Here is a 16,881-nt window from a genome sequence, read left to right on the forward strand (position 1 = left end):
ATATATGAAACAATTATTACAAGATTTAAAAAATGGTGAAATATTATTAGAGGAAATTCCTCTTCCAAATTGTGGTTCAAATGAAGTATTAATAAAGACAGAAAAGAGTTTAATTTCTCCGGGTACGGAGAGAATGCTTTTAGAATTTGGGAAAAGTTCTTATATTCAAAAAGCCAAACAACAACCTGATAAAGTAAAAATGGTATTAGATAAAATTAAAACTGATGGGCTGATTCCTACAATGGAAACTGTTTTTGCAAAGTTAGGAGAACCTATGCCTTTAGGTTATTGTAATGCAGGTACGGTAATTGAAGTAGGAAAAAATATTACAGAGTTTAAAGTTGGAGACAGGGTTGTTTCAAATGGGGCACACAGTGAGATTGTTGCAGTTGGTAAAAACTTGGTTGCTAAAATACCTGGTAATGTATCTTTTGAACAAGCTTCATTTACAGTTATTGCATCTATTGCTTTACAAGGAATTAGACTTTTCCAACCAACATTAGGTGAAAAAGTAGTAGTTACTGGATTAGGTTTAATTGGACAACTTACATTAGAGTTTTTAAAGGCAAATGGTTGTGATGCAATTGGTATTGATATTGATCAATCAAAAGTAGATTTAGCAAGGTCAAATGGTTTTCAAGCGTTAAATCCAGCAAAAGGTGAAGATCCTGAGGCATTTATCTCTAATTATACAGATGAAATTGGAGCAGATGGGGTAATAATTACAGCCGCAACAAAATCAAATGGCCCAATTGAACAAGCTGCAAATATATGTAGAAAAAAAGGTAGAATTGTTGCTGTTGGAGCTATTGGTATGGATATTCCAAGACCTCCTTTTTATGAAAAAGAGTTGTCTTTTTATATATCTAGTTCATATGGTCCTGGAAGATATGATAGCAAATATGAAGTTGAAGGTATTGATTATCCTGTTGGTTATGTAAGATGGACTCAGAATAGAAATTTTCAAGCTATTCTTCAACTGTTATCAACTGGGAGTTTAAATTTCGACTACTTAATTACTCATAATTATAAATTTTTAGAGGCACCTAAAGCATACAATGAAATTCTAAATAACAGAGAAGCTTTAGGAGTAGTTTTAGAATATGAAACATTAGACTCTATTGTTATAAAGAAAAAAATTGATATAAATAGTTCATCAAGTGATATGCTTGATAGTGTTAATATTGGTGTAATTGGATCAGGTAATTTTACAAAACTAGTTGTTTTACCAATATTAAAAGATTCAGATGCAAAATTAATTGGAATTTCTAGTGCAAAGGGTTTATCTAGTTCAATATCAGCAAAAAAGTTTGGCTTTGAATACTCAACAACAGATTATTCCGAACTTTTAAACGATGAGAAGATAAATACGATATTTATTACTACAAGACATAATAGTCATGCAGAATTAATTATACAGTCTTTAGAAGCAGGTAAAAATGTTTTTGTAGAGAAACCCTTAGCAATCAATATGGAACAATTAGCAGAGGTTGTTAAAACTTGTAAGAAGTTAGAAAACGAAAATAGATTACCTTATTTAATGGTAGGATTCAATAGAAGGTTTTCACCATTTGCTATAGATATTTTTAATAAGACACAAGGAAGAAGTTCTTCTTTAGCTATTAATATGACAATTAATGCAGGGAAATTACCGAAAGACTTATGGGTTAATGATCCAAGTATTGGTGGTGGAAGAATTATTGGAGAAGGCTGTCACTTTATTGATACAATGAGTTACCTTGCAAAAAGTAATGTAACTAGTATTTATAGTAGTGCATTAAATAGTAATAAAGAGTTAGCTATTAAAAATGATAATGTTATTATGAATTTAATTTTTGAAGATGGCTCTATTGGTACACTAAGCTATCTTGCAAATGGTAATAAGTCTTTTCCAAAAGAGCAGATGTCTCTTTTCTGTGAAGGAAAAGTATATTTATTAGATAATTATAAGAAAAACTTAGCTTATGGTAGTTCTGATTTTAAAAAGTTTTCTCAAGATAAGGGACATAAAAATGAAATGTTAAGTTTTATTGATAATATAAAGTCAGCAAACCAGTCTTTAATATCATTTAATTCTCTTGTTAATACAACTTTAGCTACATTTGCTCATGTAAGGTCTTTAGAAGAGAATAGAAGTGTTAATATTTCAGAACTTTTAGAAGAGTTAGATGCTCTTGTTAGATAAACTTAAATCTATTTATCAGTATATATCCTATATGGGATATAGCTGGTTTTTCTTTAGATTAAAATATGAAATATTAAAAAAAATAAATTATTTTGATTATATAAATAATAAAATATTAAAAAAAGTAAATAATGTATCTAGAGGTTTACATATATATGAAAATATATCTTTAGTTAATAAAGAATATATTTCAGATTCAAGCTTTATAGAAAAAGCTAATAATGCTATAGATAACAAAATATACTCTTTTTCAAATGAATATTTAGATTATTCTGATGGTTTAAAAATTAATTGGCATAAAAACCCTAAAACAAAAGTTTCATCAAATTCTAATATTTTTTGGAATAAACTTCCTGATTTCGGTAAATATGGTGATATAAAGTTAATCTGGGAAGCTTCTAGATTTCCACAAATCTATTTTTTTATTAATGCATACTCAATTACTAAAGATAAGAAATATGCTGAATCTTGTGTTTATCAAATAATTGATTGGATAAATAATAATTCTTTTCCTTATGGTGTAAATTATAAATGTGGTCAAGAAATTACGTTTAGAATTTTAAATTGGATTGTTGTTTTAGAGTATTTTGATGATTTTATTAGTGAAGTAAATAAAAAGCTAATTGTAGAAAACATATATATTTCACTTTTGAGAATTAATGCAAATATTGATTATGCTGCAAAATCAGTTAAGAATAATCATTCAATTAGTGAGGCAGCAGGTTTATTTATTGGAGGTTTATTATTTCCACAATATAAAGAATCGAAAAAGCTTCAAAAAAAAGGATTAAAATATTTATTAAAAGAGACTGAATACCAAGTTTATAAGGATGGTTCATATATTCAACACTCTTTTACTTATCAAAGGCTAGCTCTAGATGTATTATCTTTTGTAATATTAGTTGCTAAGAAAAAGAATTATGTGTTACCAAAAGCGATTTTGGATAGACATTTTAAAATGATCTTTTTTTTAAACTCTTTTATTCAGGATAGTGGAAAACTACCTAACTATGGTTCAAATGATGGAGCAAATTTATTTCCTTTATCTTCTAATGATTATAAGGATTTCAAACCAAATTTAAATTTTGCAATTTTATTAAATAATAAGAAAAAACTATTTAGTGATAGTTATTCAATTGCAAATTTTTTTAATATTAATTTAAATGAAAATATAGAGGATCTAACAAAAGAGATATCATTTAAAGATGGTGGTTATTATATATTAAAAAACAAAGATGTATTCTCTTTTATACGTTGTCATTCATATAGACATAGACCTGCAAGTAATGATATGTTTCATCTAGACATTTGGTATAAAGGTCAAAATCTATTTTGTGATACTGGCTCTTTCTCATACAATACAGAAAAAACTTTCAAAAACAATTTTATCGGAACAATTGGTCATAATACAATTTTGATTAATGGTTCAAACCAAATGACGCAAGTTCTTAATTTTGGATGGTCAAATTGGACAAAAGCTGAGTGTATAAATAGTGATTCTAATAATTTTTTAGGAAAAAATTATGCATATAAAGAAAAGTTTGGAATAATACAAGAAAGAGAAGTAAGCCTTGAGAAGAATACAATTACAGTCATTGATTCTATTAAAAATATAAAATCAATGACAAGTATAAAACAGATATGGAATACAAAATATCATGTAGAAATAATTGATAAATATACTTTAAAAATTAATGGATATATAGTTTTTTCGAATGTAGAATTAAAAGTTGAAACATCATATATATCAGAATACTATAATTCTTATTTTGAAGGTAATAGAATAATATTTTATATTGATACAGATAAGGATATAGAAATAAAAACAGTAATGGAATTTAAATAAATGAAAATTGTACTTTTTCACCAATATTTTTTGGGTAAGAATGATCCTGGTGGCTCAAGATGGAATGAGTTTACTTCTTTTTTTAAAAAAAAATCTAATTTTGTTATAGATGTAATAGCTGGTAATATACATTATGCAACTGGTAAGAAAATATTACCAAATACTTGGTTTAATACTGAGTTAGTAGAAAAAGATATTACATTATATAGAACTTGGACTTATTCGGGATATAATAGTAATTTTATAGGTAGAGTTATAGGATATCTATCTTATACTTTTTCTTCATTAATAAAATCTTTTTTAGTTGAAAAGCCAGATGTTTATATTGTTACTTCACCATCTATATTTGTTGGTATTTCTGCAATAATTGTTTCAAAAGTAAGAAGAGTACCTTTTATTTTTGAAGTTAGAGACTTATGGCCAGAATCCGCAGTTGCTACAGGAGTTTTAAATAACAAGTTTTTATTAAATATATTGTATTGGCTTGAATATAGACTTTATAAATATAGTAAGCGTATTGTAGTTTTAACTCCGGCATTTAAAGAAAATATTGAACAGAGGTTTCCCGAGTTTATAGGAAAAATTGAGATTATAACAAATGGCGCTGATTTTTCAATTATGGATAAAGAAAATAAGTCTCAATTAATTAGAGAAAAGTTTAATTGGGGAAATAAGAAAATTTTTACATATTTAGGTGCACATGGAGTAGCAAATGATTTAATTCAAGTCATAGAAGTTGCGAATTTATTTAAAGGTAATGACTCTGTGCATTTTGTTTTAATTGGTGATGGTATGCAAAAGAAGTTTTTACAAGAAAAAGCATTAGAGTATAATTTAAATAATTTAGAATTTATAGATTCTGTTCCAAAACATGAGGTTGTAGATTATATTAATGCAAGTGATATATGTATGGCAATTCTGAAAAAAACAGATACTTTTAAGACTGTATATCCAAATAAAGTATTTGATTATATGAGTTGTAAAAAGCCCATTTTAGTTACGATTGATGGAATTACAAGAAATTTAATTGAAAAATCTAATTGTGGTTTGTATTCAGAACCAGAAAATCTAAAAGAGTTAGAATTTACAGTAAATAAATTTATAACTATGACTCATGAAAATTTATCAGAGTTTGGTAATAATGGGTTTGATTTTGTAAAAGAAAATTTCGATAGAGAAAAGCTTACAGAAAAATATATAAGAGTAATTAAAGGGGTTGTAAATGATTAAAAATATATTTGATAGACTTTTGGCCTTAGTATTAATAATTCTATTTTCACCTTTATATATTGTTGTTAGTCTTCTTATATTTTTAAAGATGGGTAGTCCAGTCATATTTTATCAGAAAAGGCCAGGTTATAAAAGAAAGATATTCGGTATTTTCAAATTTAGAACTATGACTAATGAAAAAGATAAAGAAGGTAATTTATTACCTGATGATCAAAGACTAATTGGTATTGGTAAGTTAATTAGAAGTACAAGTTTGGATGAACTTCCTCAATTGTTTAATGTATTAAAAGGAGAGATGAGTTTTGTTGGACCTAGGCCTTTATTAATTGAATATCTAGACTTTTATAATGATGAACAAAAAAGAAGACACGATGTTAAACCTGGTATCACTGGTTGGGCCCAGGTAAATGGAAGAAATGCAATTTCATGGAAACAAAAGTTTGAATATGATGTTTGGTATGTAGACAATCAATCTTTTTTATTAGATATGAAAATATTATGGATGACATTTTTAAAAGTTGTTAAAAGAAGTGATATAAGTTCAAGTACAAGTTCTACAATGGAAAAATTTACGGGAAATTAGTGATATGAAATCAATTTACATTTATGGTGCAAGTGGACATGGATTAGTTGTTGCTGATATTGCTATGGCTAATGGATATGAACAAATTATTTTTATTGATGACGGAGACAATGAGTATTTATCATTTAATGATATTAAAGAGAATACTAATATCCCTATATCACTTGGAATTGGATCCAATAGAGTTAGAAAAGTTTTATTTGATAAATTGAAAAGTTATAAGTTTGAAATTGAAACACTTGTCCATCCTTCTTCTATAGTTTCAAATAGTGCAAAAATAGGTAAAGGCACTGTTATTATGCCAAATGTGGTTGTAAATGCAAAAGCATTAGTTGGAGATGCAGTAATATTAAATAGTTCATGCGTAGTTGAACATGAATGTAAAATTGGTAATTTTTCACATATTTCTCCAAATGTAGCATTAGCTGGAAATGTTATTGTTAACGATTTTACACATATAGGTATTGGTTCTAGTATAATACAAGGTGTTATTATTGGAAAAAATTGTATAATAGGTGCCGGCTCAGTCGTTGTTAAAAATATAAATAATAATAAAAAAGCATTTGGAAACCCGTGTAAAGTTATTGAGGATATAAATGAATAAAAGATTATTTTTAAGTTCACCACATATGAGTGGTAATGAATTAAAGTATATAGAAAAAGTTTTTGAAAGTAATTATATTGCTCCTTTAGGTGAGTATGTTAATAAGTTTGAAGAGTCAATTAGAAATTATACTGGTGCAAAAGCTGCACTTGCAGTCACTTCAGGAACAGCTGGTTTACATCTTGCTCTTAGGATATTAGATATTAAGGAAGGTGATGATGTATTAGCATCAACTTTTACTTTTATTGGTTCAATTAATGCAATAATTTATCAAGGAGCAAATCCTATATTCCTGGATAGTGATGAAGCTTCATGGAATGTATCTTCTGAAATATTACAGAAATATTTAGACTCTTGTGAAGAAAAACCTAAAGCATTTATTTTAACTCATCTTTATGGTATGAGTGCTGATATTGAGAAAATTGCCAAAATATGTAAAGAAAATGGTATCTATCTTATTGAAGATGCGGCTGAATCATTAGGTGCAATTTTTAATGATAAACATACTGGTACCTTTGGTGATTTTGGAGTTTACTCTTTTAATGGGAATAAGATTTTAACAACATCTGGGGGTGGGATGTTAGTTTCTAATAATGAAGAGTATATTAAAAAAGCTATGTTTTATTCAACTCAAGCAAGAGAACAAGAGATATTTTATCAGCATGAAGAATATGGATATAATTATCGTATGTCAAATGTGATAGCAGCAATAGGTGTCGCACAAATGGAAGTAATTGAAGATAGAATTGCAAAAAAAAGAGAAATTTTTTCTTGGTATAAAGAGTTTTTAAATGACATAGATGAAATTACTTTTATGCCAGAACTTATAAATAGTAGGGGAAATAGATGGCTTACTGCTTTAGTTTTTGAGAATACTTCATATGAAAAGATTATTAATGTATTAGAAGATATAAATGTAGAATCAAGACCTTTATGGAAGCCTATGCATTTACAACCATTATTTAAAAATTCAAAATCATTTTTAGATGGAACTAGTGAAAAGCTTTTTGAAAAAGGTTTATGTGTGGCAAGTAGTACAATTATGAGCCAAGAAGATGTGAAAAAGATATGTAATATAATTAGAAAGGAATGTCGTTGAATTTTAAACCAACGCCATTAAAAAGAATTTTATTTTTTTTAATATTTGATATATTTATATCTTATGTAACATTACAATTTGCTTATAATTTAAGATTTAACTTTGATGTTCCAATTTATTTTTTTGATAATTTTTCTTTGATATTTTTTATTCTTATATTTTTAAAGATATCGTCATTTATATATTTTAAGCTATACAGAACTGCTTGGAGATTTTTTTCTTTATATGAAGTAAAAAAAATTATAGTTGCACACGTTCTAGTTTACTCTGTTTTTTTTATTATTTTTTTAGTTTTAAAGGAAGAAGTTTCACCTTTTGCAAGAAGTATTATAATTATAGATTTTCTACTATCATTGGTTTGTATTACTCTATTAAGACTATCTAAAAGAATAATCATAGAAAGTAATAAAAATACAAAATATAAAAAAACTATAATTATAGGTGCAAGTAAAACAATAAGTTCAATACTTCAAGATAAAAAGAATGTTGAGTATTCTCCTTTAGCAATTATTGATGAAAATAAAAGTTTAAAAGGAACATTTATTTCAAATTTAAAGGTTTTTTCCTTTGAAGAATTAAAGACTGTAATCAAGCAAAGAGGAATAGAGTCTGTAATTATTGCAAAGGAATATGAACAAAAAAAATTAGTTGAAATATTTGAAACTTTAAATGAATTAAATATTCAAGATATAAAGATTATAAATATATTATCCAATAATAATAAAAAAGAATTAAAAAATATTACGGTTGAAGATTTACTTGCAAGACATCCAAAAGATTTAGATACAAATCAAATAGAAAACTTCATAAAAAATAAAATTGTACTTATCACAGGTGCAGGTGGTAGTATAGGCTCGGAGATATCACGGCAGTGTAAAATCTTTGGTGCAAAACAATTAATACTTCTTGATCATAGTGAATATAATCTGTATCAAGTTACTGAAGAATTAAATTCAGAAAATATAGTTTCAGTAATGCAAACAGTTAGAAACTTTGGATTTATTGAAAATACGTTTAAAAAATATAAACCTGAAATTGTTATACATGCAGCTGCATATAAACATGTACCTTTAGTAGAAGGAAATATTTTAGAAGGAATTTCAAATAATATTGTTGGTACTAAAAATTGTATTGATTTATCTATTAAATATGGTGTAGAGAAGTTTGTATTAATTTCTACAGATAAAGCTGTTCGTCCAACTAATGTTATGGGAACTACGAAAAGAATTTGTGAATTATATGCACAAAATGTTAAATCAGAAAAAACTGAGATTGTTGCTGTTCGATTTGGTAATGTTTTAGGAAGTTCTGGTTCTGTAATTCCAAAATTTAAATCTCAAATAGAAGCAGGTAAAAATATTACTGTAACGCATCCAGATATTACTAGATATTTCATGCTGATTCCTGAAGCATGTGAATTAGTTCTACAAGCAGCTTCGATAGGAGAAGGCGGTGAAATATTTATTCTTGATATGGGAGAGCCAATTAAGATTGTTGATCTAGCTAAAAAAATGATTGAACTTTCTGGACAAGAAAATATTGAGATAGAATTCTGTGGTTTAAGACCTGGTGAAAAACTTTATGAAGAACTACTAATAAATGATAGTGATAAAAAGACTGATTATGAATCTATTACCGTTGCAAGTTCTACGAAATTTGATGTAGATGAGTTAAATAATCAAATAGATAGATTACTAGTTGAAGATAATAAAATATCAATTTTAAAAGAAATTGTGCCAGAATTTAATCATAAACCAAACAATTAAATATATTATCTAACCATTATCCTTTTTTAGATAAAATATTGTCTTTATGAACACAAAGGCAATACTTTATGAAATACAATGATATAGATTTTAACAATAAAAATATTTTAATAACTGGAGCAGCAGGCTTTATTGGATCAAGCCTTTGCTTTTATTTTCAAGAAAACTATCCAGATGCAAATATTATTGCACTTGATTCTTTTAGAAGTGGTGAAACATTTTCAAATGGAAACTTAAAAAGTTTTGGACATTTTAAAAACTTACTTGGTTTTTCTGGAACTGTAATAAGTGGAAATATAAATGATAATGAACTTTTAAAAAATTTAGAGACTTCTTATACTTTTGATTATATTTTTCACCAAGCTGCAATCTCTGATACAACAGTGCAAGAACAAGATTTAATGATTCAGACAAATGTAAATGCTTATGAAAATCTATTAAAAATTGCAATTAAACATAAAGCAAATATGATATATGCATCTTCTGCTGCAACATATGGAAATAGTGATAGGTTTGAAGTAGGATATGAACAACCAAATAATGCATATGGCTTTTCAAAAGTGATGATGGATAATATCACTTATAAATATTTAAAACAAGGTGTTGATATCTCTATTGTGGGGCTTAAGTATTTTAATGTATATGGTTCTAGAGAGTTTTTCAAAAATAGTACTGCTTCTATGGTAGTTCAATTTGGACATCAAATTTTAAAAGGGCTCACTCCTAAACTTTTTGAAGGAAGTGATAAGATTTTAAGAGATTTTATTTATATAGAAGATATTATTCAAGCAAATATATTAGCAACATCTCCAAAAAAATCTGGTGTTTATAATGTAGGTACAGGAAAAGCAAGGTCTTTTGAAGATATTGTAAATATCTTACAAAAAGAACTTGAAATTGATAATGGTAAAGAGTATATACCAAATCCTTTTGTAGGTTCTTATCAGTTTTTTACACAAGCAAATATTGAGACTACAAAAGAAAATTTAGGATATGAACCAAAATTCTCAATGGAAGAAGGAATAAAAGCTTATATTCCAGAAATTAAAAGATTATTTGAAACAGAAGTGAAAAAATAGATGATTAGAGTTGATAATAAACCAAGTATATTAGTTATTGGTGATTTGATGATAGATGAGTATCTTTGGGGTTCTTGTGAGAGAATTTCGCCTGAAGCTCCTGTTCAAGTTGTAGATATAAAAAAAGAGACTAAAGTTTTAGGTGGAGCAGGAAATGTTATAAATAATCTTGTCTCTCTTGGAGCAGATGTTTCTGTTATGTCAGTTATTGGTGATGATGAAGTTGGACATGACCTTAAACATATGTTAGATGAGCAAGGTGCTAAGTCTTTTTTAATTGAACAAAAGGGACGAAAAACATCTAGAAAAACTAGACTTATGGCTTCTCATTCTCAAGTAGTTAGATACGATAAAGAGAGTAAGAATAATATTTCTCCTGAGAGTGTAAAAAAACTTTATGCAAAACTTCAAGAGAAAATAAATGTATATGATACTATTTTGTTATCTGATTATGACAAAGGTGTACTTACTGAAGATCTAATCGAAAAAGTGATTTCTTATGCAAATAAGTATGACAAAAAAGTTTTAGTTGACCCTAAGGGGACTGATTATTCACGATATAAAGGTGCTTATTTATTAACTCCAAATAAAAAAGAGGCTGAATTAGCTTCAAATATAGTTATTGAAAATGATGATAGATTAAAAGACGTTTTAGTAAAGCTAAAAGATGATGCGTCATTAGCTGTATCAGTTGTAACACTTAGTGAAAACGGAATTGCTATATTAGATGATGATAAAGTGACAGTTAAACCTACTGTTGCAAGAGAAGTTTATGATGTTACAGGAGCTGGTGATACTGTTTTAGCATCTTTAGGTTTTGCATTAAGTTTAGGCTATGATATTTATACATCTGTAGAGTTTGCAAATCTTGCAGCAGGAGTTGTTGTAGGGAAACTAGGTTCAGCAACGGTTACAATGGATGAAATTGAAGAGTATCAAGCAAGTTTACACAAGAGCTCAATTGAACTTCATATAAAATCAAGAGAACAAATTGAAAAGATTGCAAAAAGATTAAAAGAACAAAATAAAAAAGTAGTATTTACAAATGGTTGTTTTGATATTTTACATAAAGGACATGTTAGCTATTTAAATGTCGCAAAGTCATTTGGTGATGTACTTATTTTAGGTCTGAATTCAGATGCTAGTGTAAAACGCTTAAAAGGTGAAGATAGACCTATAAACTGTGAAGATGATAGAGCTTATATTCTATCTGCATTAGAGTGTGTGGATTATGTGGTGATATTTGATGAAGATACACCTTATGAACTTATCTCAAAAGTTCAACCTGATGTTTTAGTAAAAGGTGCAGACTATGAAGGAAAAGAAGTAGTTGGTTCAGATATTGCTCAAGAGACAAAACTAGTTGAATTTGTAGATGGAAAGAGTACTACAAGTACAATTAAAAAAATACAAAAGGTTAAATAGTGAAGAATGTAATTGAAAGTGAATTTTTAAGCCATTTAGAGACGATTCAAAAAGTTATTGAAACTATGAATGAACCTTTAAAAGAAGCTTCTCAAATAACAGTAGAAGCACTTAAAAATGGAAAGAAAGTAATTTTATTTGGAAATGGTGGTAGCGCAGCAGATGCTCAGCATATTGCCGCTGAACTAACAGGAAGATATAAAACTGAAAGACGTGGTCTTCCAGGACTTGCTCTTACAACAGATACTTCTGCACTTACAGCTATTGGAAATGACTATGGGTATGATAGAGTTTTTGATAGACAAGTTGAATCCTTAGCACAAGAAGGAGATGTTCTTATTGGAATTTCAACTTCTGGAAATTCTAAAAATGTTATCAATGCTTTTAAAGTAGGGCAAGAAATAGGATGTAAAATTATTGGGCTTACAGGACGTGATGGTGGAGCTATGAATGATTACTGTGATGTAAACTTAATAGTACCATCAGATAATACTCCAAGAATTCAAGAGATGCATATACTTTTTGGACATACTATTTGTCAAATCATTGATAATGAACTAAGTTAGAGGTATTTCAATTTCTCATGCAAAAAACAATAAACTATAAAAACAGAACAAAATTAATATCAAAATTATTAGAGCAAGAAGATATTGTAGAACTTGAAAAACCTTCAATGTTAAATAAACTCTCTTTAAAGAAAAAAGAGTTTGCTGATGTTTTTTTTCATACTGGACAAGTTTTTGATAAAGAAACTATAGAAAATATTCAAAATGCTAAAAAAGTAATTGTAAGTGCTAAGATTGCAAAGAAAGAGCTTTTACAAAAAGTCGATATTTCTGAAAAAAAAGTAGAAATTGTATACCCTGCAATAGATATAAAATACAGAAAACCTAAAGATGTAAGAGAAGAAGTTTGTGAAAAACTAGGAATTGATTCAAAAAAGAAAATTGTGTTTTTTACAGGAAGAAATCTAAAGTCTTCAGGTGTGGTTGAATTCATAAATATGGTTATGAAATTAAACTTTAAAAATATGATAGCTGTAATTGCTGCTGATAAAAAACAAATTTATAATTTAAGATTTAAACTTTCAAAGTTTGATGTAGATGATAAACTTTTACTAATAGAAGATTATGAAGATATAAATGAACTTTTTTTAGCTTCAGATGTATTTGTTCTTCCTTCATATAATCAAAACTTTGCAACAAATATATTAAAAGCAATGTATTGTAAGTGTGCTGTGTTTACAACTGCTAATAATGCAGCGTGCGAAGTAATTGATATTTTTTCAACTATGGAGACTCCACAAGATGGTAGTATGCAGTTTAAAATAGATGCTCTTTTACAAAATAAAGCTGATATGAAATTAATTAAAAAACAGAATAGAAAAATTGCAAAACAATATACTTTAGATAATCAGCTTTTAAAAGTTCAAAATATTATAGAGTCTATTTAGTCTTTTCTAATATGTAAAAAAGAAGCAAATTTTGGTTTGCCTTTTTTGGTTAATCCAAAATATTTAAATGTAATAACTTCTCCTATTTTAGGTGGATCCTTTCTTTGTTCTTTTGTAAATCCAGTTCCTAAATTAAATATTATCCCATTTTTAAGTTTTATAACTAAACTTTTCAGTACAGAAGTTTTTTTTGATATATTTATTCCTATAACTTTCCCTTCCATGTCTTGTGCTTTTTTTACCTTTAGAACATGAGAACTTCTTCCCGTATGATAGGGTTCTTTAGGGTCTTTAACTATTATTCCTTCGCCTTTTTTTGAAATGATCTCATTTAAGAAATTATGTAAATGTTCTTTGTCTTTTATTTTAACTTGTTCAATTATATTTATATGAGTATTAGGATATTTTTTAAACCAAGATTTTACTTTGTCGAGTCTTTCAAAGAAATTTCCTTTTGTATTTGGAACTTCAAATATATTGTAAGTGATTTTTTCCCAATCTTTACTTGGAGTTTTATCCATTATTATATTTTGTATATTCTCAAAATCATCTCTTTTAGTCCATAGTTCACCGTCAAGTTCAAAATTAGGAAGGCCTTTTATAAACCATTTTGGTGCATAGATTCTTTTACCTTTTCTTGTTAAGAATTTCTTGCCAGTCCAATATCCTCTTATTCCATCAAGTTTTTCACTCATAACCCATTCTGCAATATTTTCATCTCCATTATAAACTTTTGGTTTTTGAACTTCGATACTAAAAGAATAAGCATATATAAAAAATAGTATAATAAATCTCATAAATCGCCTTATGTTATATAAATAATAAAAAATATTATTTGTTTATTGCTAAGCTTTTGCTAAAATAAAAATAAAGAATTATTTGTCAAAAATTTAAATTTAACTTAAGAAATATAAGATATAATACGCGAATATTTTTCACTAAAAAAAGTTAAGGAAACGAAAATGTCAAGAAGATGTGCAATATCAGGAAAAGGTCCAATGTCAGGACACAACGTAAGTCACGCAAAAAACAGAACTAAAAGAAGATTTTTACCAAATTTAAGAACAGTTAGAGTTACTTTAGAAGATGGTACTACTAAAAAAATCAGAATTTCTGCAAAAGAGTTAAGAACTCTTAAAAAACACTCATAGAAGGCGCTTAGAAAAGTGCTTTCATGAGCATCTTTAGAAGAGTAAAGAAAGCTCTAGGCTGGGAGATACGTACAGCCAAACCAGAATATGATTTAAATCCAATCATATACTCTCAACTTAAACCATTTAGGTTACCATTAGTTCTCGTACAAGTTATTATGATTGTTGGAACAATGGGTTATATATTAATCGATGACTTCCCAATTTTAGATGCAATTTATCAAACAGGTATTACTTTTACTACTGTTGGTTTTGGAGAGATTGCTCCTATATCACCAGCTGGAAGATTTTTTACAGTAACACTTATTATATTTGGGTTCGCATTGTTTACTCTTTCAACTGCAGTACTTATTGATGCAGTTATTAAAGGTAAATTATTTGAACTTTATAAGGAAAGAAATATGCTTTATAAGATAGCAAGACTTAGACAACATTTTGTAATTTTTTATCATAATGAATATACAGCGCAATTAGCTAAACAATTTAACGATAATCATATTCCTTTTGTTGTAGTTGACCCAAGTGAAGATATTGAAGATATCGCAAAAGAGTATAATTATCCATATTTTGTAAAAGAAGAACCTTACAAAGAATTAGCATTTTTAAAGTCACATCTATCTTCTGCAAAGGGTGCAATTTCATTATCAAAAAATATTTCAGACAATATTACTTTAATTGCATCAGTAAGACTGTATGAAAAAGAACTTGGAAGAAGTCCTTTTTTGATTATTTCAAATGCAGAAACACAAAATGAAAAGATTAGGCTTAAAAAACTTGGTGCAGATAAGGTTGTTGCAACACCATCTTTAATGGCAAAAAGAGTTTCAGCAATGGCAATAAGACCAGATATGGAAAATGTACTAGATGAATTTTTGTATAAACCAGATACTCCTATTGATATGGAAGAAGCTTTTGTTGATGAAGATTCATGGACAGTTAATAGGGAAATTAAAGATTTACATTTAAGAGATAGAATGAAAGTATCTGTCATTGGTATTACTGAAAAAAAGGGAAGATTTATTCAGATGCCTAAAGGAACTGCGGTTATTACTCCTGGATGTAAATTATTACTAGTAGGAAACCAAAGAGGTATCTCAAAAGCAAAAAGAATAATTGCTTTACAAGAGAAACCTGAAGATTTATAAAAGAAAAGACCTCTTAATAGAGAGGCAATTTTAAGGATATTTTTAATGTTTACAATTTTACCTATAAAAGGTTTTATAGACCAAATAGATGGGTTTTACTGTGATGGTATTCATGCAGGATTAAAACCAAATGGAAATAAAGACTTAGGATTTATTTATAGTGATGTATTATGTGATGTTGAAGCTGTATTTACTTTAAACAAATTTCAAGCAGCACCACTTAAACATTATCAAATATATGATAAAAATTTTCAAACAAATTTTGTACTTATTAATTCAAAAAATGCAAATGCAATGACAGGACAAAAAGGTATTGATGATATTAATACAATTTTTTCTTCATTAAACTTTGAAACTATAAATCCTATTATGAGTAGCACAGGGGTTATTGGGAATCCTTTACCAATACAAAAGATAATTGATGCAGCTAACTCTTTTGATTTAAATTCAAAGAGTGGTGAAAATTTATCTCATGCAATAATGACAACAGATGCATATGCAAAAACTTCTATGTATGAAGTTAAATTAGAGGATGGAAGTTCTTTTAAAATTGGTTCAGTTGCAAAAGGTGCAGGAATGATAAATCCAAATCTTGCAACGATGCTTTGTTTTATATGTACTGATGCAAATATTCCTAAAGAGGATATGTTAGAATTATTAAAATTAAGTTCTCATACAACTTTTAATGCAATATCAGTAGATGGTGATACATCTACAAATGATACAATTTTATTATTAGCAAATAAAAAATCAAATTCATATGATAAAGAGGCTTTCAAAGAAGCTTTACGTTTAGTAATGCATGATATGGCCATGTTAATGGTTGCAGATGGTGAAGGTGCAAAAAAAGCGGTTGCTTTTGAAGTAATTGGAGCTAAAACAAATGATGAGGCAGAAATAGCTGCAAAAGCTCTTTCAAACTCACTATTAGTAAAAACTGCACTTTATGGAGAAGATCCAAATTTTGGTCGTATAGCTTCAACTATAGGTGCTAGTAGAATTACTTGTGATGAAAGTAGTTTAGTTATCTCTTATAATGATGTTATTGTATTTAACAAAGGTGAAATTTGTTTTGATGAAGTACAAGAAGCTAAAGCTTCAAAGGTGCTTGAAAATGATAAATATAAAGTTATATGTGATATAGGAATAGGTGAAGGTAAATTTACTGCATATGGTTGTGACTTAGGTTATGAATATGTAAAGATAAATGCAGATTATCGTACATAATTTAAATATAAAGAATAGTTATCTCTTGAGTCATATTATTACAAAATATTAAGTGAGTAATTGTTATAATTTTAATATAAATTTTACT

The 16,881-nt window shown here is 27.6% G+C and carries 15 protein-coding genes; 14 read left to right on the top strand and 1 reads right to left on the bottom strand.

The features are described from left to right. Positions 1 to 4: 4 nt before the first annotated feature. From BT997_RS09920 to BT997_RS09970, 11 genes are all read left to right on the top strand, one after another. Complete coding sequence (locus BT997_RS09920; protein WP_072681740.1) at positions 5 to 2,185, top strand: bi-domain-containing oxidoreductase; 2,181 nt, start codon at positions 5 to 7, stop codon at positions 2,183 to 2,185. Further along, positions 2,169 to 4,031 (top strand): heparinase II/III family protein, encoded by a 1,863-nt coding sequence (locus BT997_RS09925; protein ID WP_072681741.1) that lies wholly within the window; start codon positions 2,169 to 2,171, stop codon positions 4,029 to 4,031. Before BT997_RS09920 ends, BT997_RS09925 begins: the two co-directional genes overlap by 17 nt. Then, the gene (locus BT997_RS09930; protein ID WP_072681743.1) at positions 4,032 to 5,261 is read left to right on the top strand and encodes a glycosyltransferase family 4 protein; all 1,230 of its coding nucleotides are present in this window, start codon (positions 4,032 to 4,034) and stop codon (positions 5,259 to 5,261) included. Then, positions 5,254 to 5,844 carry an undecaprenyl phosphate N,N'-diacetylbacillosamine 1-phosphate transferase gene (gene pglC, locus BT997_RS09935; protein ID WP_072681746.1) on the top strand — a complete coding sequence of 197 codons (591 nt, stop codon included), beginning with the start codon at positions 5,254 to 5,256 and terminating at the stop codon, positions 5,842 to 5,844. Before BT997_RS09930 ends, pglC begins: the two co-directional genes overlap by 8 nt. A gap of 4 nt (positions 5,845 to 5,848) precedes the next feature. Continuing rightward, entirely contained in the window at positions 5,849 to 6,448 is a 600-nt protein-coding gene (locus tag BT997_RS09940; protein WP_072681747.1) for an acetyltransferase, read from the top strand. Then, complete coding sequence (gene pglE / locus BT997_RS09945) at positions 6,441 to 7,547, top strand: UDP-N-acetylbacillosamine transaminase (RefSeq protein WP_072681748.1); 1,107 nt, start codon at positions 6,441 to 6,443, stop codon at positions 7,545 to 7,547. Before BT997_RS09940 ends, pglE begins: the two co-directional genes overlap by 8 nt. Beyond that, positions 7,538 to 9,313 (top strand): nucleoside-diphosphate sugar epimerase/dehydratase, encoded by a 1,776-nt coding sequence (locus tag BT997_RS09950; protein WP_072681749.1) that lies wholly within the window; start codon positions 7,538 to 7,540, stop codon positions 9,311 to 9,313. The genes pglE and BT997_RS09950 overlap by 10 nt, the downstream gene beginning before the upstream one ends. A gap of 68 nt (positions 9,314 to 9,381) precedes the next feature. Further along, positions 9,382 to 10,392 carry an ADP-glyceromanno-heptose 6-epimerase gene (gene rfaD, locus BT997_RS09955; RefSeq protein ID WP_072681750.1) on the top strand — a complete coding sequence of 337 codons (1,011 nt, stop codon included), beginning with the start codon at positions 9,382 to 9,384 and terminating at the stop codon, positions 10,390 to 10,392. Continuing rightward, the gene (gene rfaE1, locus BT997_RS09960; RefSeq protein WP_072681751.1) at positions 10,393 to 11,817 is read left to right on the top strand and encodes a D-glycero-beta-D-manno-heptose-7-phosphate kinase; all 1,425 of its coding nucleotides are present in this window, start codon (positions 10,393 to 10,395) and stop codon (positions 11,815 to 11,817) included. Further along, the gene (gene gmhA / locus BT997_RS09965; RefSeq protein ID WP_072681752.1) at positions 11,817 to 12,383 is read left to right on the top strand and encodes a D-sedoheptulose 7-phosphate isomerase; all 567 of its coding nucleotides are present in this window, start codon (positions 11,817 to 11,819) and stop codon (positions 12,381 to 12,383) included. The genes rfaE1 and gmhA overlap by 1 nt, the downstream gene beginning before the upstream one ends. 17 nt (positions 12,384 to 12,400) lie before the next feature. Beyond that, complete coding sequence (locus BT997_RS09970) at positions 12,401 to 13,270, top strand: glycosyltransferase family 4 protein (RefSeq protein WP_072681753.1); 870 nt, start codon at positions 12,401 to 12,403, stop codon at positions 13,268 to 13,270. Here BT997_RS09970 and BT997_RS09975 read toward each other — a convergent pair. Continuing rightward, a complete protein-coding gene (locus tag BT997_RS09975) occupies positions 13,267 to 14,067 on the bottom strand; it encodes a DNA ligase (protein ID WP_072681754.1) in 801 nt (266 codons plus the stop codon). The genes BT997_RS09970 and BT997_RS09975 overlap by 4 nt on opposite strands. Positions 14,068 to 14,232: 165 nt before the next feature. Between BT997_RS09975 and rpmB the strand changes: the two genes are divergently transcribed. Genes rpmB through argJ form a run of 3 tightly spaced genes read left to right on the top strand, consistent with a single transcriptional unit; the run spans position 14,233 to position 16,793 of the window. After that, positions 14,233 to 14,421, top strand: a complete 189-nt coding sequence (gene rpmB, locus BT997_RS09980) for a 50S ribosomal protein L28 (RefSeq protein ID WP_072681755.1) — start codon at positions 14,233 to 14,235, stop codon at positions 14,419 to 14,421. A 23-nt stretch (positions 14,422 to 14,444) separates the two neighbouring features. After that, on the top strand, positions 14,445 to 15,566 hold the full coding sequence (locus tag BT997_RS09985; RefSeq protein ID WP_072681756.1) for a TrkA family potassium uptake protein: 1,122 nt from the start codon (positions 14,445 to 14,447) through the stop codon (positions 15,564 to 15,566). A gap of 45 nt (positions 15,567 to 15,611) precedes the next feature. Next, on the top strand, positions 15,612 to 16,793 hold the full coding sequence (argJ, locus tag BT997_RS09990; RefSeq protein WP_072681757.1) for a bifunctional glutamate N-acetyltransferase/amino-acid acetyltransferase ArgJ: 1,182 nt from the start codon (positions 15,612 to 15,614) through the stop codon (positions 16,791 to 16,793). Positions 16,794 to 16,881 lie beyond the last annotated feature (88 nt).

It is taken from the genome of Arcobacter sp. LA11 (genome assembly GCF_001895145.1).
Lineage (GTDB): Bacteria > Campylobacterota > Campylobacteria > Campylobacterales > Arcobacteraceae > Halarcobacter.